The following is a 21,554-nucleotide window of genomic DNA, read 5'->3' as shown; positions in this document are numbered from 1 at the left end:
CCGGCCTGCGCCGGGCTTTTTTCATGCTCGGTAGCGCGGCGCTCAGAAGCTGGCGCGCGCGCCCACCGCGAACATCGCCGAGTCGCCGCCACCCTCGGCTTCGGCCACCAGGCCCCAGGTCGAGGTGAGCTTGTACTGCAGGCCGGCGCTGGCGCTGAAAGCGCCGTCGTAGACGTCGCCGTCGGTGTAGTTGCCCTTGATCCACACTTCCACGTTGTTGGCGATGTTGTGTCGCACGCCAACCGCCGCGCGCACGTCGTCGCCCTTCTGCGCGCCTTCGTCGTCGCCCTTCACGTCGATCTCGGTGTTGAGCCAGCTCAGCTCGGCCACCAGGTCGGTGCGCTCGCTCAATCCATGGTGATAGCCCATGCCCAGGACCGCTTGCGACATGTCGATACTGGCGCTGCCGATCGGCCCCACCACCGGCGCTGAGACGACGAGGTCGTCATCGTCGCCCTTGCGGTACGCGCCGAACACGTGGAGCGACGGCGACACCGCCGCCGAGCCGCCGATGAAGAACCCGCCTGCCTTGATGTCTTCGACCTCGAAGCCGTCCAGGCCGGGCAGTTCCTGTTCGAGTTGGGCGTAGCCGGCTTCCAGATAGGTGTAGCTGTGGCCGTCTGCGAGCGCGGCGGTCGGCGCCACGGCCAGCGCGAGCGCCAGCGCGAGTTCCTTCTTCATGATGTCCCCAGTGCGAAAAACGGATGTATGGCCACACTTTCGCACGGAAGCCGCGCGGGCAAACGCGGATCCGGTCGCAGGCGAAAAAAAAACCCGGCCGGAGCCGGGTCTTTCGTTCGTGCGGGGCGCGGCTCAGAAGCTGGCGCGCACGCCGATCATGTAGCGCGAGAGCTCGTCGAAGACTTCGACTTCGCCCACCAGGCCCCAGGTGCGGTTGAACTTGAACTGACCGCCCACGCCGCCGACGAAGTTGCCGCTGAAGTCGCTGGCGTCGAGATAGCCGAGCTTGACCCAGCCTTCGGCGCGATCGGTGCCGCCGCGGATGCCGACCGAGGCGCGGCCGCCGTTGACGTGGTCGGACCACGACTCGGACTCGCCTTCGGCCGAGATCTTGATGTCCTCTTCCATGCGGAAGTACGCCAGTTCGCCGATGAAGTCGACGTTCTCGCCCATCGCCGAATGGAAGCCGACGCCGAACTCGGTGTGGGAGGTTTCGTCGTCGACCTTGACGTCGAACGTCTCATCGCCGTCCTCGAAGGTCACCGTGTCGTTGTCTTCGCCCTGCGAATAGCTGCCGAAGAGGTAGACCGACTGGCTGATCCCGAAGGAGCCGCGCAGGTAGCCGCCATCGGCGTCGAAGTCGCCCAGCAGCTCGTCGTCATGGTCGATGCGCAGCTGGTTGTAGCCGCCTTCGATGTAGGTGTAGCTCAGGCCGTTGTCGGTCGCGGACGCAGCAAACGGCGTGGCCGCCAGGACGGCAGCCAAGACAAAACGCTTCTTCATGAAATCCCCTGATCCTTGTGGTGGTGGTCCTTGCCGCCGTTGCAGCGGCGTCGCGCACGATAGCGAAGCGTGATAACGCTCACAAGAGGATTTCGATGGGGGTCACTTCGTGACGCTTCCGGGAAGCGTCGCCCAAAAGAAAGCCCGGCCGAGGCCGGGCTTCAATCGCGACTTGGGGGAGAGAGAGATCGGTCGCGGTAACGCGGTTGGATCAGAAGCTGATGCGCGGGCCGACGAAGTACTCGGTGTAGCCGTCGACGAACTTCACTTCGCCGTTGACGCCCCACATCTGGTTGAACTTCACCTGCGCGCCGAGGCGGCCGTAGAACTCGCCGTCGACGCCGTGGTCGTAGTCCTCGTAACCGGCCAGCGCATAGCCTTCCAGGTTCGGGGTCAGCGAGGCGCGCACGCCGGCTTCAACGCTCCAGCCGTCCAGGTCGATCGCGTCGAACTCCTGCTTCTCGTAGGCGACGCGGGTCAGCAGATCGACCTTGCTGTTGATCTCGTGGTTGTAGCCCACGCCCAGGCGCCAGCGGTCGAGGTCGCCGAAGTTGTGGTCGAACTCCTGGCTGCTGTAGTTGCCGAACACGTGGAAGTTCGGCGCGATGGCGCCGGCACCGCCCACGGACCAGCCGTCGGCATCGGGACGGTTGTCGCCGTTGTTGGCGATGTAGCCGCCTTCGATGTAGTTGTACGACACGCCTTCGGCAGCGGAAGCGGCGAACGGCAGGGCAGCCAGCAGGGTCAGGGCAAGCAGGGAACGCTTCATAAGGTCTCAGCCTCTTTATGGGTCTTGGAATCCGGTCGCCCCGCTCCGGGGGAAGCGTCGAATGGGCTCCGGTGGCGTTGGAGTATCCGGACCTAACTCAAATTTAACCTGAATACTAAACTGACAGGTGCAGGAACTTCGCCCGAACCGGGCGGTCCTGCCGCCACTTCGGCAAAGCGAACCATCCTCGGGCGCACGCCCGTCGCCGGTTAAAATCGCCGCATGACCCACGATCTCCCCCTCGGGCGTCACGTCGACTACCCGCGCGAGTACGACGCCAGCCTGCTGTTCCCCATCGCCCGGACCCTCGGCCGCGACCACATCGGCATCAGCACGGGCGCGCTGCCCTTCGAAGGCGTGGACCGATGGAATGCCTACGAACTGAGCTGGCTCGACCAGCGCGGCAAGCCGCGCGTGGGCACGGCGACGATCACCGTGCCGGCGACCTCGCCGAACCTGATCGAATCCAAGTCGCTCAAGCTCTATCTCAACTCGTTCAACTCGGCGCGTTTCGCGTCGGACGAATCGGTGCGTGCGCGCATCGTGGACGACCTCTCGCGCGTGGCCGGCGCAGACGTGGAAGTCGAGTTCGGCCTGCCGCCGATCGACGAGACCTCGCCGGGCAACGCGGTCATGGACTGCATCGACGGACTCGACATCGACGTCGACGACTACGGTCCGCCGAACGCCGACCATCTGTCGGCCGATGCCGGCAACGTCGTCACCGAAGCGCTCACCAGCTCGCTGCTGAAGTCCAACTGTCCCGTCACGGGACAGCCCGACTGGGCGCGCATCGTCATCGCCTACCACGGGCCGAAACTCGATCGCGCCGGACTGCTGCGCTACCTGGTGTCGTTCCGCGATCACGCCGAGTTCCACGAGCAATGCGTCGAACGCGTGTTCGTCGACCTGCTCGCGCGCGCAGGTGCGCAGCGTCTGTCGGTGGAGGCGCGCTACACGCGTCGCGGTGGACTGGACATCAATCCCTGGCGCGCCACGCCGGGCAGCGCGCGTCCGGTGCCGGGTCGCGACGAACGGCAGTAGCACTTCGCGTCAACCAGCAATTTTCGTCCGTCCCTGTTACCTACCCTTAACAGGATGCGTGCGATGGTGCCTGCGCCAACACGGCAGGAGAGCCCACCTCGTGACCACACCGGACAAGAAGGCCGATTTCTCCGACGTCCAGAGCAACGTCGAGAGCACGGAACAGATCAAACCGGATTTCAGCGACGTCCAGTCGACGGTCAGCTCCACCGAGCAGATCACGTCTGCCACGGCGGGCGAAGCGCAGACGTACACCGTGCAGAAGGGCGACACGCTCTCGCACATCGCCAAGCAGTTCTACGGCAAGGCCGGCAAGTGGAACGCGATCTTCGAAGCGAACCGCGATCAGCTTGACGACCCCGACCGCATCCAGCCCGGCCAGGTGCTGCGTATTCCGCCGGCCGGCGAGTGACCCGGCCCGACGCTCGACTCCGCAAATTCCCAGGAGATGTTTCGATGATGATCCGCACTCGCCTGCACACCGCCGTCGCCGCCGCGTTGCTCGCGTCGGTGGCCCTGGTCGGCTGCAAGAAGAAGGAAGAACCCGTCGCCGTGAGCACGCCGCCGGCGACCACCGAACCGGCTGCACCGGCGCCCGCGCCTGCTCCGGCCGCGACGGTCTCGGTCACCACCGTGGACCTCGGCCCGGCCGTGGGCCCGGACAAGAAGATCACCACGCCCAGCGCGACGTTCAAGCCGAAGGACACGATCAACGCGTCCGTGGGCACGGCCACCTCCGATCCGGCGACCGCGGTAGCGGCCAAGCTCGGCGCGAAGTGGACCTTCCAGGACGGCCAGACCGTGAAGGAAGACAGCGCCGACATCAACTTCGCCGGTGGCGGCAACACCGTTTTCAGCATCAACAGCCCGAAGGGTTTCCCAACCGGCAAGTACAAGCTCGAAGTTCTGCTCGACGGCGTCGTCGTGCAGACGCGCGACTTCGAAGTGAAGTAACCGTCTCTCTCCCCCACCTTCGGGTGGGACGCATGGGCGCGGCTCCCCACCGCGCCCTTTTTTTGTCCGCGTTTCTTGTCTACCGGCCGGGAAACTCGCCGTCCACGTAGAACCAGTGGTCGCCTTCGCGCACGAAGCGGCTCACCTCGTGCATGCGCACCGCCGGCGCGCCGCCGGTCCTGGAGCGCGCGACGAACTCCACCGTCGCATGCATCGCATCCACCGCGACATGGCGCTTCACTTCCAGACCCAGCCAGCGCGTCGCGCCCGCATCGCCCAGGTCGAGATCGTCGGGGCGCGTGTCCGGATGCCAGCTCGCCATCAGGTAGGACACATCGCCCAGCACGTAGGCGGTGTAGCGCGAACGCATCAGCGCCTCAGCGTCGGTCGCCGGGGTGCCGGCGTGGAGTGGCCCGCAACACTGCCCGTAGGGCTTTGCGCGACCGCAGGGACACGGGGCGGAGGGCGGCATCGGGGCGGGCTTGGCGGGGCTCATGCGTGAATTCTCGGCGAGCCCACCCCACTGCGACTACCATGACGCGCCCCCGCGAATACCGAGCCCCATCCGATGAAAGCCCCCGCCTACCTCGACGACGACCAGATCGAACGCCTGGCCGAGCTGCTGGAGCAGCGCGCGGTCCCGTTCAAGGGGTTCAACCTGGAGGCGCTGGACGGCTACCTGTCTGCGCTTGCCGTCGGCCCGGAGACGATTCCCTTCGAGCAGTGGCAGGGCGCCGTATGGGGCACGCCGCCGCGCTGGAAGGACGAAGAGGAGCGCGAGCAGGTCGAAGCGCTGCTGCAGGGCCACTGGAACATGGTCAACCAGCGCGTGCGCCACGGCGACGATGACCTGCCCGACCACCTCGCGCCGCTGCTGTGGCTGCCGGAGAACCCGGACGAGGAGCAGGACGACGAACTCGACGTCGGCCGCGACTGGGCCTTCGGCTTCTTCCGCGGTGTCGAACTGAGCGAGATCGCCTGGGACAAGTGGCTGGACGAGCACGAGTGGGTCGACGAGATCTTCCTGCGTTTCGATCGCCTGGCCAGCGGCGAGATCGTCGGTGAAGACCCGGAGCAGCCGGGCGAACCGGTGAGTTACCGCGAGCGCCTGGAAGTCATCGCCTCGCTGCCGGGCATGCTGGCCGACCTGCATCACCTGCGCATCGACGCGCTCACGCCGCGCGAACCGATCCGCCGCGAAGCCACGCCCGACCGCAACGCGCCCTGCCCCTGCGGCAGCGGAAAGAAGTACAAGAAGTGCTGCGGCGCGGTCTGAGCATCGCAACGCTTCCGTAGCCCGGGTAAGCGCCGCGCACCCGGGTCCAGGCTCCGGCAACGCAAATCCCGGGTGCGCTGCGCTTACCCGGGCTACGCAAACCGCCATACCCTCGCGTGCGGTAGCACGAACGTGCCACACGCGCCCCGCGGCCTTCAGCGTTTCGCCCGCACGCTTTGCCGCGCCGCGCTAAACCGCGACAATGCCGGGGTTGCGCGCCCATGCGGCGCGCGTCGAACAGGCCGCGCCGAGCGCCATCCCGCGCCGCGTCCACACCGGCCTTCCCACGTCTTCTGCCTGCGAGTCCCGCCGACATGCCCAATACGCCCAAGATCCTCTACACGCTGACCGACGAAGCGCCGTTCCTGGCCACGCAGTCGCTGCTTCCGATCATCGAGGCGTACACCGCGCCGGCGGGCATCGCGGTGGAAACGCGCGACATCTCGCTGGCCGGCCGCATCCTGTCGCAGTTCCCCAACGTGCTGAAGGATGACCAGAAGGTCGCCGACGACCTGACCGAACTCGGCCAGCTGGCGACCACGCCGGACGCGAACATCATCAAGCTGCCCAACATCTCCGCCTCGGTGCCGCAACTCAAGGCCGCCATCGCCGAGCTGCAGGCGCAGGGCTACGCGCTGCCGGACTACCCGGAAGAACCCAAGGGCGAGCAGGAAAGCGACATCAAGGCACGCTACGACCGCGTCAAGGGCAGCGCGGTGAACCCGGTGCTGCGCGAAGGCAATTCGGACCGTCGCGCGCCGCTGTCGGTGAAGAACTACGCGCGCAAGCACCCCCACCGCATGGGCGCGTGGAGCGGCGAATCGACCTCGCACGTCGCGCACATGGACGGCGGCGATTTCTACGGCAGCGAGCAGTCCAGGGTGATCGACAAGGCCGGCACGGTCTCGATCGAGTTCACCGGCAGCGACGGCCGCCGCAACATGCTCAAGACCAACATCAAGGTGCAGGCCGGTGAGGTCATCGACGCCTCGTCGATGAGCGCCAAGGCGCTGTCGCGTTTCGTGGATGCGCAGATCGACGACGCGCTGACCCGCGGCGTGCTGTTCTCGTTGCACCTGAAGGCGACGATGATGAAGGTGTCCGATCCGATCATGTTCGGCATCGTCGTCAAGCGCTTCTACCGCGACACGCTGGCCAAGCACGCCGACGTGCTCGCCAAGGCCGGCTTCGACGCCAACAACGGCATCGGCGACCTCTACGCGCGCCTGCCTTCGCTGCCGCCGGAAACCGTCGCGGCCATCGAGGCCGACATCGTCGCCGAATACACGCGCCGTCCGGCGCTGGCGATGGTGAATTCCGACAAGGGCATCACCAACCTGCACGTGCCCAGCGACGTGATCGTCGACGCCTCGATGCCCGCGATGATCCGCGACTCCGGTCGCATGTGGAACACCGACGGCAAGCTGCAGGACACCAAGGCGATCATCCCCGACCGCTGCTACGCCGGCATCTACCAGGCCGTCATCGACGACTGCCGCGCCAACGGCGCGTTCGATCCGGCGACGATGGGCTCGGTGCCCAACGTCGGCCTGATGGCGCAGAAGGCCGAGGAATACGGCAGCCACGACAAGACCTTCCAGATTCCCGCCGACGGCACCGTGCGCGTGCTCGACGACGCCGGCACCGTGCTGATGGAGCACAAGGTCGAAGCCGGCGACATCTGGCGCATGTGCCAGACCAAGGACGCGCCGATCCAGGACTGGGTGAAGCTCGCCGTGAACCGCGCGCGCCTGTCGAACACGCCGGCCGTGTTCTGGCTGGATCCGCAGCGCGCGCACGACGCCAACCTCATCGCCAAGGTCGAGCGTTACCTGAAGGATCACGACACCGCCGGCCTCGACATCCGCATCCTCTCGCCGGTCGACGCGATGAAGCTTTCGCTCGCGCGCACGCGCGAGGGCAAGGACACGATCTCGGTCACCGGAAACGTGCTGCGCGACTACCTCACCGACCTGTTCCCGATCATGGAGCTGGGCACCAGCGCCAAGATGCTGTCGATCGTGCCGCTGATGGCCGGCGGCGGTTTGTTCGAAACCGGCGCGGGCGGCTCGGCGCCCAAGCACGTGCAGCAGTTCGTCGAAGAGAACTACCTGCGCTGGGATTCGCTGGGCGAGTTCCTCGCGCTGGCCGCGTCGCTCGAACACCTGTCCAACCACACCGGCAACGCACGTGCGAAGGTGCTGGCCGACACGCTGGACGAGGCGAACGCGAAGTTCCTCGACAACGACAAGTCGCCCTCGCGCAAGGTCGGCGGCATCGACAACCGCGGCAGCCACTTCTATCTGGCGATGTATTGGGCGCGCGCGCTCGCCGACCAGTCGGTGGATGCGGAACTGAAGGCGCGTTTCGCCACGCTGGCCGATACGCTGGAAGCCAACGAAGCGAAGATCGTCGGCGAACTGGCCGCGGTGCAGGGCAAGCCGGTGGACATCGGCGGCTACTACCACCCCGACATGGCGTTGCTCTCCAAGGCGATGCGCCCGAGCCAGACGCTCAACGCGGCGCTGGCGGCGCTGTAAGCGCGGCTTTGGTGTAGCCCTCTCCTTGAGGGTTGGCGACGCGGCTCTTGCTCCCTCCCCCGCTTGCAGGGGAGGGTTGGGGAGGGGGCGAGAAGCCGCAACGCGGCGAACTCGGCGCTGACGCGCCTCACAACCCCTCCCAGCCTCCCCCTGCAAGCAGGGGGAGGCGCTCATCCGTGCCGACGCTTCCGCTTCGCGCTCAGCCGTCCAGGCACACGAGCAGCAACCTCAGTCCGATCAGGTCGGCATGAAGCCGCGCGTGCTCTTCTTCTCGTTCTTCGCCGCCTTCTTCTCTTTCATCGTCTTGGCGGGCTTTTTCTTCTGCTCTTTCTTCTTGTCCAGACCCTTGGCCATGGCCGCGTCCTCCTGATTGGTTGTGACGGCGCGAGCATGGCACAGGTGCTCCCGCCCCTGCATCGCGGCGCATGCCGCGGATGACACGCACGAGGCGCAAGTAGTGCGTGAGCACTTCGTCGGAGGAGACTGAAGTTCCGGGAGGTTCGCTGATTGCCGTCGATGCTGCCGGTAACTGCGCTTGGTATCGTCGGCACCGGAAGGACAGGCAGGATGAGACCGGTATGAACAGCGCTTCCGCTGCCACACGCGTCGCCCTGATCGGGTACGGCTATGCCGCGCGAACGTTCCACGCGCCGCTGATCCAGGCCGTGCCCGGCCTGTCATTGGCGCGGATCGCCTCGAGCAGACCCGAGCAGGTGCACGCCGAGCTGCCCGGCATCGCGGTCGAAGGCGATGCCATGCGGGCGGTCGTCGCCCCCGACGTGGATCTGGTCGTGATCGCCACGCCCAACGACACGCATTTCCCGCTTGCGCAGGCCGCGCTTCGTGCGGGCAAGCATGTCGTCGTCGACAAGCCGCTCACGCCGAGCCTGTCGGAAGCCGTCGAGCTGAGCGCGACGGCGCAGGCGCACGGCCGACTCCTTTGCGCATTCCACAATCGCCGCTGGGACAGCGATTTCCTTTCCGTACGCAAGGCCATGCGCGAAGGCCTCATCGGCGAGGTGCGCCATTTCGAATCGCGCATCGAACGGTTTCGTCCGCAGGTGCGCGATCGCTGGCGCGAGCGACCCGGGCCCGCGACGGGATTGTGGTGGGATCTCGGGCCTCATCTGGTCGACCAGGCGCTGGCCTTGTTCGGATGGCCCGACACCGTGCAGGCGATGTTCGCGACACAACGCAGCGGTGCGACGACGGAAGACTGGGCGCACGTCGTGCTGGGTTTCGGCCCGGTCAGGGCGGTCCTGCAGGTGGGGATGCTGGCTGCGATTCCCGGGCCGCGCTTCGTCGTGCATGGCACGCGCGGATCGATGATCAAGGTGCGGCCCGATCGTCAGGAGCAGCAGTTGATTGCGGGACTGCGACCCGGCGACCCGCAATGGGGAATCGATGACGACCCGCTGCAATGGCGACGCGATGACGGCCCGATCCAGACGCAACCCGCCCTGTCGGGCGACCAATCGCGGTTCTATGTGGAACTCGGGGACGCCATCGCGGGCAACGGCCCGAATCCCGTTCCGCCGGACGAGGCCATACGGGGCATGGCCGTCATTGAAGCGGCGATCGCCTCGGCATCGAGCGGATGCGCCGTTTCACCGAAGGTTCCATCCTAGGAACGACGACCCGCGCCCGAGCGCTCCACGTCCGCTCCGTCTACAGCTTCATCCCGGCCCAGATGACCGCCTCGGTCGAGGCTGAAACGAGCGGCTCCAGAATTCGGTAGATCAGATTGCCCTCGACGACCTGCGCTGCGGCCAGGTCGCGGTGCGCGCGCTCTTCGGCCACGATGGAGGCGATCGCAGTGACGGCAGGCGCATCCAGGCCTTGAAGGTCGGCAAGTTGCTTCTCGAGGTGGGCAAGCACGACGCTCTCCACCGCAACCGTTGTCGCCGATATGGCCGCGCGCCCCAGCAGACCGGTCAGCAGGCCCAACGTGAGGCCTCCCAGTCCGCACAGCCAGTAACTCCTGCAACGCGGACGTCCCCTTCTCTCCAGTTCGGCCCTGAAGATCTCCCGGTGACCGCGCTCATGCGATCGAAACTCGACCAGCTCCGGCACCATGTCCCGCGCGAAGAGGCGGGCCATTGCGATCTGGCCCGTATAGATCGAAATGGCGCCGAACTCACCGGCGTGATTGACCTTGAGGATGCGACTTCCCAGGTCAGTTCGGTCCACTGTTCCTCCGGTAGGCAGATGGATGCGTTTTCTTCGGAGAGGGAGTGGACATCACCACGGGATGCCCCGCGCAACCTCGACGCGTTCCCAAATCTCCGGTGAGGCCTGGTTCTGCCAGACGCCGCCCAGTAGATGGCGAAACGCCGGATCGTGTCGTGCGTGCTGCTCGATGCGCTCTATGAACCTGTCACCTTCATAAGCGATCAGATCCTCCAGCGGACCGGCCGCCAGAGTCCCGAGAACCTTTTGCGGCGGAGACCTGACTAATACGGCCAGGACAAAGGTCCATATCTCCTCAGCAGCCTCCGGTCTAAGCGGCAACAGTGAGCGCTCGAAGACCCACCATAGAGGACTGTCGGGAGTTAACACGTCCTGCAAGCCATACGCCTCGATGTACGCATCGGCCCATTGTTCGATCGACATGGAGTCGTCATTGCGCATGCAGAAGGAGGCCTCCCGCGTGGTCTTCGCTCGATCGGTCACTTCGAGCGCTTCCTCGGCTCGCGCATGCGCCAGGTGCCACCGGGCGCCCTCTCGAACCCGTATGTGAACCGTCTTGTTTGGGAGATCACACCGCGGATCGGCTCATTCGCCATCACCATGGCGTAGTTGTCGCCCGCCTTGTCCGCCAGCGGGCGCAACAGCTGCCAGACCTGCAGCACTTCCTTCCGAAGTGCATCCGAATCCTTCGTCTCCAGGTTCGTCTCGTACCTCAGGAGGAGCGACGGCGGATGGCTGCCATCACCGAAGGCGATGCGCCCGATGCCATAGACGCGGACCTTGGCGCCTGATGGAAGCTGCAGCACCCGGCTGGTTGCGGGCGGCTCTGCTGCGAATGCGACCGGCAGGACGGCCAAAAGCACAAGAAGCACTGCGTTTCGCATGATCCATCCCCCTGGGCGCTTCCATGGCGATACGAGGATGAGCATGTGCTTCCCTGTCCCCTGATCGTCCCGCGACGAGTCTGGAGGGCGTACGGGGCGGTTTCAAGTCGGGGCGGCGACCAGCCGAATGCGTGCGCCGCGTGCGCTGACTGCGCGTTGTGCGTCATCCGCAACGGTCGTTCATGGCAGGTGGCGTTCGAGTGCGGGCCGGATCACATCGACGATCTGTGTCGCCATCTTGCTGTCCAGATCAGCTGCGGCGGCGAGCACGCGCAGGCTGGCGGCCAGCCTGAGGCGCGGATCGGGGATCTTCACGACCTTGAACGTCTTGGTTCCCGGATCGTAAACCAGCATGACGATGGGACCGCCGGCCAGACCGTGCACGACGACCTGGAACTGGGCAAGACGCGGAATCCTGGGAAGCTTCTTCGTCGCCACTTCGTTCTCCTCCTGAGATGGTGACGCAGCGTGCCGAACGTGGCGCCGCAGGTCAGTCCCTACAACGCGCCGCCTTCGATCGACGGGCCAGGCAGACCGCGGTTAGTCGTGCTTTACACGTCGGTCCGTGCGTTTGTGCATCGGCCTGTAGCGGGAAGCGGAAGCGGACTCGCGCGAAGTTGCGAAAGAGTGGCTGGCGCGCAAGCGCGGCTGGCGCGGTCCTGGTCGTGGGCAGTCGTTCGCAGGCGTGTCAGACCACGCTGGCAATGCGCTGGAGACGGCCATAGATGGTTTCGAACTGAGCCAGGTGCGGCGCGAACTTCGACTTGCAGGAAGCAGCCAGAACCTTCGGCAGATCGACGCCGAACCGCGTCCACTCATCGGGCGGGCTTGCGAAATGACGCCATGACAGGTCCCGGCTGTCCGACAAGGGATGGGCATGGGCACTGAGGAAGTCCTGGTCGTCGAGCAGGCCAGGGTTGGCCATGAGCAGCTCGAGAATGCCCATCAGCAATGGCGCCCCGCGCTGCAACTGCGCGAGATAGTGCGGGGCGAGGTGTTGCTCGGCATTGGCCGTGCATTGACGAACGATGGCGTCCGCGCCGGAACGTCGCGCATGAGTGGAATGCAGTCCCGCCTGGCGGCCTGCGCCCCGCACGGTCGCACCCAGGTCCTTTTCGAACGCGCAGAAGATCGTGTGGTTATGATCGAAGCGGGCACCCGCCCAGAAAGGACTGTTGAGGTGCGCGTTGACCTGATCGGTCAACGTCACGGCGAAGCCGTGGCTGTACTGCCCCCGGATGCACACCGTGTTCTGCGAGTACGAAACCGGCCCGAGCGGGCGGAGGCATTCCGTGAAGCGTCCGCGGGCGTTGCGATTGAGCCGGTAGTCGGGATTTGCTTCCTGGAGAAGCGCCAGGAACACTCGAGGCCACGCGGGAACCTTCGCGCTTGCGGCCGGCGATGTCTGCATGGATGCGTCCGACATGAAGCGGCTGTTACGCCTCGAATCCCCAACCGCCGAATGGCGTCGCCATCTCCAGCAGCTCCGCCTGCCATTGATTGATGGCGGCGTGAATGGGCACCAGCTTCGGATGAACCTGCACGTCCATGGGGAATTCGACGTTGTCCGGGTCATGCGTGCAGCTGACCTTCTCCTCGCAACGCAAAAGCTCGACCGCAAGGTCGATCGCCGACTGGGGCGATGGCATCAGCACGGAGAAGTCGATCTCCCTGCGCCTGGACAGGTCGACGCCTTTCGTTGCCAGGAGCCAGAGGGCATCGCCGTCCTCGTCGGCGGGAAAGGCATTGAAATCACGATCCACGACTCGCTCCTTGAGATCCGGCTTGCAGGGTCGCGATCGTAACCCGATCCGGCAACGCCGGAATCACGACTCCGCGTCGTACATGATCTCGCGCACTTCCTGGGCGCAGCGGCAGGACGCGGCGAACCTGGCGGCCCACGTCAGCGCTTCGTCGCGGGAGGGGACCTCGATGATCGAGAAGCCGCCGATGACGGCCTTGGTCTCCGGGTAGGGGCCGTCGGAGACAACGCCATCGGCAGCGACGATGCTCGCCCGCTGGGTCTGGATGCCAGCGCCGAAGATCCAGACGCCGGCCGCCTTGGCCTCACGCACCACGGCGTGCGAAGCCTCGGACACGGCGGGGAGGTCCTCGTCGGGGATCGTCATCGTGCCGTCGTCGAACGAGATCAGGTATCGCGGCATTGGCGCTGTTCTCCCAGGTTTGATGGCGGACAGTGGACACGGCCGTCAATCTCGTCGCCCATACAGCCATGCACAGAGCCGGTCGCGTTGCCGTCAGCACTCACCGGATATACGAGGAATCCGTATTCCGCGCCCGCTCCTCGTCGCGCTGCTCGAACAGCCGGTTCGCCTTTTCTTCCGTCATTTCGTACTTCGGCGCCACGTAAGGCAGCAGCAGGCGCAGCCACGAGCGGCTGATGCGGCGCGATTCCTCGGGGCAGCCCTTGGCACGCGTTTCGGGCAGGTCGCCGTCGGTGACGATGCTCAGGTAACGCGCCGGATCGCTGCCGTACAGCAGGCATTGCAGGTTGAAGTAGCGCTGCTCGCCCAGCGCGTGTTCGTCGGCGTAGGCGTCCAGGTTGTACTCGCCCGTGCTGCGCGCGAGGAACCAGTTCGACGCCATGCGCAGGTTTTCGGTCACCGTGTTCGTGGATTCGTTGAGGCCGGCGAAGCGCAGCATCAGCGTGGTCGCGAGCTGGTCGACGGCGTCTTCCTCGCGGCCGGTGATCGGTATCTGCAACAGCGTGATCAGCGCGTGGCCGGTTTCGTGCAGCAGGATGAAACGGAAGTTCGCATCGAGGTAGCGCTGCGCATAGCCTTCGTCGAGCTTGTTCTGCGTGGCGAGGTCGCGGCCGCGCTCGAGCAGCATCTTCATCGTCTCGTAGCACATCACCACTTCGCCGCGTTCGGGCGAGTAGAAGGCGTTGACCTCGCCGCACTCGGCGGTGACGTAGTTGATCGGGCGCGGCAGCATCAGCATGCCGTCGATGGCCTGCACTTCGGGAATGTGGCGCAGCATGTCGCCGTCGTGGGCCATCTTGTAGAACGGCTCCAGCTCGGCGGTCTTGGGCTTCACGTACTCGTAGCCGAACTGCACGCCGCCGGCCTTGGACTCGTCGGCGGACTTGGCGAAGGTCACCGGCTTCAGCACGGCCATGTCGTCGGTCAGGGCCTTTTCGGCTTCCTTGCGGCCTTCCTCGCGGGCGGCGGCCAAGGCCGCGGCCTGGCGCTTGCCGTTGATGAGTGAATAGCCGAACGCGCCGCTCACCACGCCCAGTGCCAGCGACAGCAATACGATCAGGAGTCTCGTGGACATGCGCTTCCCCGTGCGCGTTTCGCAGACGGCGCCGGCCTTCGCGGGCGCCACGCGGGGATCGTAACGGCTCGCGCGTGATGGCGGAACCGCGCGGCCTTCACGCCGCGCGCGAGGGCCGTCAGGCGGCGTGGCCCTCGGACACGGCGGGTTCGGGTCGGATGCGCACGGCCCAGAGCACGCCGGCGATCAGCAGGCCGATGCCGGTCAGCGTCAGCGGCTCGGGCATGCGCCCGCGCAGGATGAAGGCGTAGGCCAGCGCGGCGAGCGTCTCGAAGACGATCAGCTGGCCGGCCAATGCGGTGGGCAGGCGCTGGCTGGCGGCGTTCCAGCACAGCGTGCCGATCCACGAGGCGAACAGGCCGATCGCCGCCATCAGCCCGATGAAGAACCACGGGCGCGGGCCGAAGGGCATCGGGAATTCGCTACCGAAGGCGGCCATGCCCGCCCACAGCAGCACGTAGCCCACCAGCGCCAGCGGCAGCGTCGCGATGCCCTGCGCGGTGGCCCAGGTACGCGGGTTGCGGTCGGGATGCGCGCGCAGCCAGTCGGCGTTGCGCAGCGGGTACCAGGTCCAGCAGGCCACGGCGATCACCGCCAGCAGCGCGCCTTGCAGGTAGCGCATGGGGTCGGCATCGGGCTGCGCGCTCAGGGCCTGCAGCTCCACGCGATTCACGCAGGCGATGCCGAGGGCGATCAGCAGCAGCGAGGGCGCCAGGCGGCGCCACGGCAGGCGACCGTCGCGGCGGTGGTCGCGCAGGTTGGCGCTGATGGCGATCACCACGGGCAACGTGCCGATGATCATCGTCGGCAGCGGCGCGCCTGCGCGCTGGATCGCGCTGGCCAGGCAGACGTAATAGAGCAGGTTGCCGATGGCGGCGAGCTTGAGCGCTTCGGTCCAGTCCGCGCGCGACAGACGCCGCAGCGCGGCGCGGTCCATCCACGCCAGCGGCAATGCGATCAGGCCGAAGGCGAGGTAGCGCCCGACCGACTGCAACGTGGCCGGGTACTCCGGCAGCAGCAGCGGCCCGACGAAGACGAGGCCCCACATGAGGCCAGCGGCGAGTGCGTAGAGGGTTCCGGTCCACATGGGGTGTAGCGTGGGGCGCCTTGCGTGGGGTGTCTTGAACGGGATTGCGGTGGCTGCGGACTGAACCCCTTCTCCCGCGCGCGGGAGAAGGTGGCTGCAGGCCGGATGAGGGCAGGCGGAGCGGTAGTGGCGAACATGCGGTGCTGACGGGGCCGATTCGCCGGATCGCCCTTACGTTGTTCTGCCCTCACCCCAACCCCTCTCCCGCAAACGGGAGAGGGGCTCAACGGCTTCGGCTTACGAACGCACCTGCCGCTGATACCGCGCCGGCGTCACCCCGTAGCGCCGCGCGAACGCGCGCGTCAGATGCGCCTGGTCGCTCAGGCCGACCTCGGCCGCGACGCGTGCCGGTGCGTCTCCGCGCGCGAGGCGCTGCTTGGCCTCGAACAGCCGCAGCGCCATCAGCATCTGCTGCGGCGTGGCGTCGTACTGATCGCGGAAGGCGCGCAGGAAATGGAACGGGCTCAGGCCCGCCACCGCCGCCAGCTCATCCAGCGTGACCCGTTGCGCCAGGTTGTCGCGCAGGTAGTCGACGACGCCCGCGAACCGCGGCGCCGCATGCGTTCGCAACGGCCGGGCAGCGCGCGCCTGGTCATCGAAACCGTCGAGCAGCGAAAGCAGCAGGCCGTCGAAGGCGAGCGGCTCATCCGCGCACCACAACGCATCCAGCAACGCGGTGACGCGACGCGCGCGGGCCGCGTCGTGGTCCACCGCATCGGCGAACCACAGACCGCGTCGGCCGGTCACTTCCTCCACCACGTCGGCGTCGATGTACGCCATGCGGTAACGCCAGCCGCCGACGGTCTCGGCGCGTCCGGTGTGCAGCACGTCGGGATTCATCATCACCCGCGAATCCGCAGGTGCCAGATGGTCGCTGCCGCGGTAACGGAAGCGCTCCACGCCCGATTCGATCGCGCCGAGCCCGTAGGCCTCGTGCGTGTGCGGATCGAAGGTGTGGCGCACGATGTGCGCGCGATACAACTCCACGCCCGCGCGATGCGCCGGGCGCCGGAACTGCGCCACGTCGAGCGGGTGGTCGAATTGTTCGGGCACGCCCTGCATGGCCCGATCATGCCACGCGTCGCGTGAGGCGCCGCGCCGGCCCGACGCGAACGGCCCGTGACGGCCTACGCCTGCGGCGCCTGCACCCTCGACGCCACCGGCGCCGGCGACGCCGACCACACGCTGTTCGCCTCACCTTCGCGCATGCGTCGTGCCGTGACCCGCGCCAGCCACGCGAAACCGACCGCCATCGCGATCGCGCCCGCGTCGATGGCGAACAGCGCCCATTGCCCGGCGGCGGCGCTGGCCCACCACCACGCGCCGGTGACGGCGCCGTGCGCGACGGGAATCAGCGCGGTCGTCACCGCGGCGGCCCACAGCAGCTCCTGCGCGGCGCGGATCGGCGGACGCAGCGCGGCCCACAATGCGCACAGGCCCCAGGCGACGAAGCAGGCGAAATTCACGCCGAAGCCGAGTTCGACGGCCGCGAACGCCGGCGCCTGCAACAGCTGCGTGGCGATGAACGCGACGGAGATCGCCACGCACACGCCGATGCACACGCCGACCGTGGCGCGCGCCATCCACAGCTGCGCGCGGCCCTGTTCGGCCTGGCGGCGCTTGCGGCGCGATTCGATCCACAACAGGTTGCCGGAATAGAACAGGAACGCGCCGCCCAGTCCGAGCAGGAAGTACAGCCATTGCACCCAGTGGTTGCCGTATTCGCCGAAATGCAGCGCATAGGCCGACGACAGCGTGGCGTGGTTCGCGTCGCGCTGGCCGGGGAGCTGGGTGGCGAGCTTCGCGCCGGTGTTGGCGTTCATCGCGACCGCGCCCAGCGGACCGAGCGAGCCGGGCGATGCGCCGGTGATTTCGATCGTCGCGTTCGCATCGCCCACGTTGCTGAGCTTGAGGTAGGCCGGTTCGAAGGATGCGACGCCTTGCTCGTTCGCGATCGCGATGGAACGCTCGCGCCACATCGCCAGCGAACCGAGCGCCTGTTCGCGATTCGCCGGCGCGACGACGGGCGCGGTGTCCATCGCCGGGCCCAGCGCGGACATGAGCTGGCCGCGGTAGATCAGCGGGTTCAGCGCGAACATCGCGATCATCGCCAGGCACAGCATCGCGCCGGTGACGGCGAACATGATGTGCATCGGCAGGCTGAGCACGCCGATGACGTTGTGTGCGTCCTGCCACATGCGCTTGAGGTTGCGGCCCGGGCGCAGCGCGAACAGGTCCTCGACGAGCTTGGGCAGGTGGATGATCACGCCGGAGATCAGCGCCAGGCCGTAGAGCAGGCTGACGATGCCCATCAGGTACGTGCCGGCGACGGGGATGCCGAGCGAGTAGTGCAGCGCGTTCACCAGCTCCGACAGCGCGCCGCCGGGCATTTCATTCAGCCCTTCGGGATGCTCGGTGGTGGCGTAACGCCACGCGCCCTTCGCGTCCTGCCAGTAGGTGGCGGTGATCGGGTATTCCTCGCCCGGGAACACCATGCCCACGTGCTTGCGTGATTCGGGATGGCGCTCGAGCGTTTCGTCGAGCAGGCGCTGCGCATCGTCCAGCGTCTGCGCTTTCGCGTTCACGCCATGCGGCGACTGCCACGCCTGCAGGTCGTGGTGGAAGATGGTGATCGCGCCGGCATAGAACGCGACGAACAGTGCGAAGCCCGCGACCAGGCCCACCCACGTATGCAACGTGGTGAAGGTGCGCAGCGTGTTGGAGGAGATCTTCATCGCGGCCTCACTTGATCGTGCTTACTCAAGCACGCCCAGCCATTGCAGCAGCCACAGCGCGCCCAGCGTCGCTACGGCCAGGCCGCTGAGCCACGCCCACGCACGCTTGCCGTTGGCGAACTGGAAGCTCGCGCCCATCACCGCCATCCACACCACGAAGAACGCGATGATCCCCGCCACCAACGTGCCCTGCCAGGGGCCCGGCAGCGCGAAGGAGAACAGCCCGACGAGCCCTGCCGACAGCAGGAAGCCCGGCACGATGCCGGCGAATGCGCGCGCCCACATCAGTGCGATCCTCCGTTGCTCTGCGGCGCGGTGCGCCAGGCAAGGTACGGCAGCGCCATCAGCCCGCCCATCCACGTACCGAGCATCGCGCACAACCCGGCGCCGACGCCGAGCTGCGCGATCCACAACGCCAGCGCCAGCACGGCCAGCACCGCGCCAATCGTGTTGCCGCGCCGTCCGCGCTGCCGCCACGACGGCCAGCGGCAGTGCGGCGATGCGGCGTACAGCGCCGCCGCCGAAAGCAGCGAAGCGATGATGGCGGCGAGCGTGGCGATCATGGCGCGGCCTCAACTCACCACTGGAAGCGCGCGGTGGCGGTGACGGTGCGCGGGTAGCCGTAGTAGCACCAGGCCGCGCTGTTGCAGGTGGCGATGTATTCCTTGTCGCCCACGTTCGCGGCGTTGAGCTGCAGGCGCCACGCACCGATGTCGTAGTGCACCGAGGCGTCGAACAGCGTGTACGACGGCGTCTGGTAAAGGTTGTACGCGTCGCCGTAATGCTCGCCCGTGTAGCGCACGCCCGCGCCGAAGCCCAGGCCCGCGAGCGTGCCGGCGGTGATGGTGTAGTCCGCGCCGAGCGAGGCGACGTTCTTGGGCTGCAGCGGGATTTCCGCACCCAGCGACAGCGGGTCGGTGGTCTTGGTCACTTCCGAATCGGCGTAGGTGTAGGCACCGAACACGCTCAGGCCGTTGCCGATGTTCCAGCGGCCTTCCAGTTCGACGCCGCGCACCTTGATCTCGCCCTGCTGGATCTGGAAGAAGGTGTGGTTCGGATCGACGACCAGCGTGTTCTCCTGCAACAGCTCGTACACCGCCAGCGTGGCGAGGATGCGGTTGTTGTCCGGCTGATACTTGATGCCGACCTCGGTCTGCTCGCCGGTCGTCGGCACAAAGGCGCGACCGTTGAAGTCCGTGCCCACCGTCGGCTGGAACGACTGCGACCAGCCGATGTACGGCGCCAGGCCGTTGTCGAACAGGTAATTCACGCCGACGCGGCCGGAGAACTTGTCGTCGCTCTGGTGCGATTGCGCGCCCCCGATTACTTCATGCGTATCGGTGCCGACCCAGTCCTGGCGCGCGCCCAGCGTGACCACCCAGCGGTCCAGCTTCATCTGGTCCTGCGCGTACAGGCCGAACTGCGACTGCTCCTGGCGCGTGCGCGAGGTGTAGTCGGGTTCGACGATCGGCGCGCCGTAGACCGGATTGAAGATGTCGAGCGTCGGCGCACCGGCGAAGGTGAAGGCGGACGCGTAGTCGTTGCGTGCGCGGCGGAAGTCCAGGCCGGTGAGCAGCGTGTGCTCGACCGCACCCGTGTCGAAATGGAACAGCAGCTGGTTATCGACGCCGAAGGTCTTGCTCTCTTCCTCGGTCTTCCACAGGTAGCGGAACAGCGTGCGCTGGTCGGCGAGCAGGCCGAACGCACCGACCGACGTGCTCGGGTCGATCTCGGTCACGCCATAGCGCAGGTTCTGGCGAAAGGTGGTGCCGCCGCCGAAGTCGTGGAAGTACTCCCAGCCGAACGACGTCATCGTCTTGTCGTAGTCGTTGAAGCCCGGCTCGCCGGTGAAACGGTTCTGCGGGATCTTGCCGTTCGGGTTCGGCAGCAGCGTGCCTTCCTGCGGCAGGAAGCCGGCGCCGGCGACGGTGTCGTTCTTCTGGTAGCGCGCGAGCAGCGTGAGCGAGTTGGCTTCGTCCGGCTTCCACGTCAGCGCCGGGGCGATGAAGTAACGGTCGTCGTGGACGTAGTCGGTCACGTCGTCGCTGTTGCGCGCCAGCGCGGTCAGGCGGTAGGTCCACACGCCGTCGTCGGTGAGCTTGCCGCCGAAGTCGGCGGCGACCTGGAACAGATCGTAGTTGCCGACCTGCACTTCCACTTCGCGCAGGGTTTCCTGCGTCGGGCGCTTGCTGACGTAGTTGAGCATGCCGCCGGGCGGCATCGCGCCGTAGGCGACCGACGCCGGGCCCTTCAGCACTTCCACGCGCTCCAGGCCGTAGGGCTCGACGCGGGTGATGCCGGTGCCGGAGCCTTCCGCCAACGACAGGCCGTCCATGTAGCGCGCCGGCGTGAAGCCGCGCAGCAGGAGCCAGTCGCTGCGCGGATCGCCGCCGTAGCCGCCGCCCTGCGCGCCGGCCGTGTACCACACGGCCTCCTCGATGCCGTGGATCGCGCGGTCCTTCATCTGCTGGTCGGTGACGACGGAGATCGACTGCGGGATCTCGCGGATCGGGGTGTCGGTCTTGGTGGCCGTGCCGGCGCTGCGGGCGATCGGCGCGCGCACCTGGACGGCGTCCAGATCGGTAGCGTCCTGGGCGAGGGCGGGCGTGGCCGCGCCGGCCAGCAGCGCGAGGGCGAGGACGTGGCGGATCGAGACCGGCAGCGACCGGACGGAGGAGCGGAAGGGGCGCATCGGCGACCTGTGGCGTCTGGGAGCTGGACCCCGTCCATGGAGCGCCGGTGGAAAGACACCGGTGGCCAGCAAAATGAGAATCGTTCGCGATTGTAGGGCCTTCACCCCGCGCGAACAATCGAGCCGTTGTCTCGGGCGCTGGTAGGAGACAAAAAAACGCCGCCCGGGGGGCGGCGTTGGGGGAAGGAAACGGACTGCTGGGGGACTGGGCTATGAACCTTGCCGGCCCGCGGAAGGTCAGGGCGATCGGGAAGGTTCGAGCGGATCTGGTGGACTTTGTTGAGCGAGCGGATCAGCGGAGGCATTCACGCGGCAGGATGCATTGGACGAATCACTCCCGCCGTACGCCGGAAAAGGCGCGTCAGCGGCAGCCGCCCAGCGCGAGACCGGCGTCGAACGGCAACACTGCCGGCTTCTCGCCGCGCGCCGCCTTCGCGTGGCCGAGATGGCCGAAGAAGCGCGCCGAAGCGATGCGGTTGCCGTAACCGGTGGAATACCGATCGTCGCCCTCGTCAAAGGCGCGGGGCTCGGCGTGGTTGTCCTGCGGGAACAGCAGATTGGTAAAGACGTTCATGGCGTACTCCCGGTGTGCGATGGCCTGCCTGGCGTGGACAACTTC

At 66.9% G+C, this 21,554-nt stretch carries 25 protein-coding genes; 6 read left to right on the top strand and 19 right to left on the bottom strand.

The annotated features are described in order from the left end of the window. Positions 1 to 42 precede the first annotated feature (42 nt). The 3 genes from JI752_RS13860 to JI752_RS13850 form a co-directional block, all read right to left on the bottom strand. Complete coding sequence (locus tag JI752_RS13860) at positions 43 to 681, bottom strand: outer membrane beta-barrel protein (RefSeq protein ID WP_216965047.1); 639 nt, start codon at positions 679 to 681, stop codon at positions 43 to 45. A 132-nt stretch (positions 682 to 813) separates the two neighbouring features. Continuing rightward, a complete protein-coding gene (locus tag JI752_RS13855; RefSeq protein WP_216965045.1) occupies positions 814 to 1,464 on the bottom strand; it encodes a hypothetical protein in 651 nt (216 codons plus the stop codon). A 211-nt stretch (positions 1,465 to 1,675) separates the two neighbouring features. Continuing rightward, positions 1,676 to 2,233 carry a diffusible signal factor-reguated Ax21 faimly protein gene (locus tag JI752_RS13850; RefSeq protein WP_216965043.1) on the bottom strand — a complete coding sequence of 186 codons (558 nt, stop codon included), beginning with the start codon at positions 2,231 to 2,233 and terminating at the stop codon, positions 1,676 to 1,678. Between the two features lie 222 nt (positions 2,234 to 2,455). Between JI752_RS13850 and queF the strand changes: the two genes are divergently transcribed. The 3 genes from queF (at position 2,456) to JI752_RS13835 (ending at position 4,231) form a co-directional block, all read left to right on the top strand. Continuing rightward, on the top strand, positions 2,456 to 3,277 hold the full coding sequence (gene queF, locus JI752_RS13845; protein WP_216965041.1) for an NADPH-dependent 7-cyano-7-deazaguanine reductase QueF: 822 nt from the start codon (positions 2,456 to 2,458) through the stop codon (positions 3,275 to 3,277). A gap of 100 nt (positions 3,278 to 3,377) precedes the next feature. Continuing rightward, on the top strand, positions 3,378 to 3,689 hold the full coding sequence (locus JI752_RS13840) for a LysM peptidoglycan-binding domain-containing protein (protein WP_216965038.1): 312 nt from the start codon (positions 3,378 to 3,380) through the stop codon (positions 3,687 to 3,689). A gap of 44 nt (positions 3,690 to 3,733) precedes the next feature. Next, on the top strand, positions 3,734 to 4,231 hold the full coding sequence (locus tag JI752_RS13835; protein WP_216965036.1) for a hypothetical protein: 498 nt from the start codon (positions 3,734 to 3,736) through the stop codon (positions 4,229 to 4,231). Positions 4,232 to 4,310: 79 nt separating this feature from the next. Here JI752_RS13835 and JI752_RS13830 read toward each other — a convergent pair whose 3' ends face one another. Continuing rightward, positions 4,311 to 4,703, bottom strand: coding sequence for a YchJ family metal-binding protein (locus JI752_RS13830; protein WP_216965394.1), 393 nt, complete (start codon positions 4,701 to 4,703; stop codon positions 4,311 to 4,313). Positions 4,704 to 4,799: 96 nt separating this feature from the next. Here JI752_RS13830 and JI752_RS13825 point away from each other — a divergent pair, with 96 nt between their 5' ends. The 3 genes from JI752_RS13825 (at position 4,800) to JI752_RS13815 (ending at position 9,675) form a co-directional block, all read left to right on the top strand. Continuing rightward, on the top strand, positions 4,800 to 5,507 hold the full coding sequence (locus JI752_RS13825) for a UPF0149 family protein (RefSeq protein ID WP_216965034.1): 708 nt from the start codon (positions 4,800 to 4,802) through the stop codon (positions 5,505 to 5,507). Between the two features lie 314 nt (positions 5,508 to 5,821). Beyond that, entirely contained in the window at positions 5,822 to 8,047 is a 2,226-nt protein-coding gene (locus JI752_RS13820; RefSeq protein ID WP_216965032.1) for an NADP-dependent isocitrate dehydrogenase, read from the top strand. Between the two features lie 461 nt (positions 8,048 to 8,508). After that, positions 8,509 to 9,675 carry an oxidoreductase gene (locus tag JI752_RS13815; protein WP_345777356.1) on the top strand — a complete coding sequence of 389 codons (1,167 nt, stop codon included), beginning with the start codon at positions 8,509 to 8,511 and terminating at the stop codon, positions 9,673 to 9,675. A 40-nt stretch (positions 9,676 to 9,715) separates the two neighbouring features. Here JI752_RS13815 and JI752_RS13810 read toward each other — a convergent pair whose 3' ends face one another. From JI752_RS13810 to JI752_RS13740, 15 genes are all read right to left on the bottom strand, one after another. Continuing rightward, positions 9,716 to 10,237 carry a demethoxyubiquinone hydroxylase family protein gene (locus JI752_RS13810; protein WP_216965030.1) on the bottom strand — a complete coding sequence of 174 codons (522 nt, stop codon included), beginning with the start codon at positions 10,235 to 10,237 and terminating at the stop codon, positions 9,716 to 9,718. Positions 10,238 to 10,288: 51 nt separating this feature from the next. Further along, positions 10,289 to 10,678 carry a DUF6869 domain-containing protein gene (locus JI752_RS13805; protein ID WP_216965028.1) on the bottom strand — a complete coding sequence of 130 codons (390 nt, stop codon included), beginning with the start codon at positions 10,676 to 10,678 and terminating at the stop codon, positions 10,289 to 10,291. A gap of 38 nt (positions 10,679 to 10,716) precedes the next feature. After that, positions 10,717 to 11,166: a hypothetical protein gene (locus tag JI752_RS13800; protein WP_216965026.1), complete on the bottom strand. Its 450-nt coding sequence runs from the start codon at positions 11,164 to 11,166 to the stop codon at positions 10,717 to 10,719. Between the two features lie 135 nt (positions 11,167 to 11,301). Continuing rightward, the gene (locus JI752_RS13795) at positions 11,302 to 11,559 is read right to left on the bottom strand and encodes a hypothetical protein (RefSeq protein ID WP_216965024.1); all 258 of its coding nucleotides are present in this window, start codon (positions 11,557 to 11,559) and stop codon (positions 11,302 to 11,304) included. A gap of 250 nt (positions 11,560 to 11,809) precedes the next feature. Next, complete coding sequence (locus JI752_RS13790; protein WP_216965022.1) at positions 11,810 to 12,532, bottom strand: hypothetical protein; 723 nt, start codon at positions 12,530 to 12,532, stop codon at positions 11,810 to 11,812. Positions 12,533 to 12,557: 25 nt separating this feature from the next. After that, on the bottom strand, positions 12,558 to 12,884 hold the full coding sequence (locus JI752_RS13785; protein ID WP_216965020.1) for a ribonuclease E inhibitor RraB: 327 nt from the start codon (positions 12,882 to 12,884) through the stop codon (positions 12,558 to 12,560). A gap of 63 nt (positions 12,885 to 12,947) precedes the next feature. Then, the gene (locus tag JI752_RS13780) at positions 12,948 to 13,286 is read right to left on the bottom strand and encodes a YciI family protein (protein ID WP_216965018.1); all 339 of its coding nucleotides are present in this window, start codon (positions 13,284 to 13,286) and stop codon (positions 12,948 to 12,950) included. A gap of 100 nt (positions 13,287 to 13,386) precedes the next feature. Beyond that, positions 13,387 to 14,421 (bottom strand): DUF4344 domain-containing metallopeptidase, encoded by a 1,035-nt coding sequence (locus JI752_RS13775; RefSeq protein ID WP_216965016.1) that lies wholly within the window; start codon positions 14,419 to 14,421, stop codon positions 13,387 to 13,389. 118 nt (positions 14,422 to 14,539) lie between these two features. Beyond that, complete coding sequence (locus tag JI752_RS13770) at positions 14,540 to 15,508, bottom strand: DMT family transporter (protein WP_216965014.1); 969 nt, start codon at positions 15,506 to 15,508, stop codon at positions 14,540 to 14,542. 237 nt (positions 15,509 to 15,745) lie between these two features. Further along, positions 15,746 to 16,570: an AraC family transcriptional regulator gene (locus JI752_RS13765; protein WP_216965012.1), complete on the bottom strand. Its 825-nt coding sequence runs from the start codon at positions 16,568 to 16,570 to the stop codon at positions 15,746 to 15,748. 65 nt (positions 16,571 to 16,635) lie between these two features. Next, positions 16,636 to 18,243, bottom strand: coding sequence for a PepSY-associated TM helix domain-containing protein (locus JI752_RS13760; RefSeq protein WP_216965010.1), 1,608 nt, complete (start codon positions 18,241 to 18,243; stop codon positions 16,636 to 16,638). A 21-nt stretch (positions 18,244 to 18,264) separates the two neighbouring features. After that, entirely contained in the window at positions 18,265 to 18,528 is a 264-nt protein-coding gene (locus tag JI752_RS13755) for a hypothetical protein (protein ID WP_216965008.1), read from the bottom strand. Continuing rightward, positions 18,528 to 18,806 carry a hypothetical protein gene (locus JI752_RS13750; RefSeq protein WP_216965006.1) on the bottom strand — a complete coding sequence of 93 codons (279 nt, stop codon included), beginning with the start codon at positions 18,804 to 18,806 and terminating at the stop codon, positions 18,528 to 18,530. The genes JI752_RS13755 and JI752_RS13750 overlap by 1 nt, the downstream gene beginning before the upstream one ends. A 14-nt stretch (positions 18,807 to 18,820) precedes the next feature. After that, the gene (locus JI752_RS13745; protein ID WP_216965004.1) at positions 18,821 to 20,935 is read right to left on the bottom strand and encodes a TonB-dependent siderophore receptor; all 2,115 of its coding nucleotides are present in this window, start codon (positions 20,933 to 20,935) and stop codon (positions 18,821 to 18,823) included. Positions 20,936 to 21,296: 361 nt separating this feature from the next. After that, complete coding sequence (locus JI752_RS13740; RefSeq protein WP_216965001.1) at positions 21,297 to 21,509, bottom strand: hypothetical protein; 213 nt, start codon at positions 21,507 to 21,509, stop codon at positions 21,297 to 21,299. Positions 21,510 to 21,554 lie beyond the last annotated feature (45 nt).

Origin of the sequence: Lysobacter sp. MMG2 (assembly GCF_016735495.2) — a bacterium.
In the GTDB taxonomy this organism is placed as follows: domain Bacteria; phylum Pseudomonadota; class Gammaproteobacteria; order Xanthomonadales; family Xanthomonadaceae; genus Lysobacter_J.
This window is presented reverse-complemented; position numbering and strand designations above follow the sequence as displayed.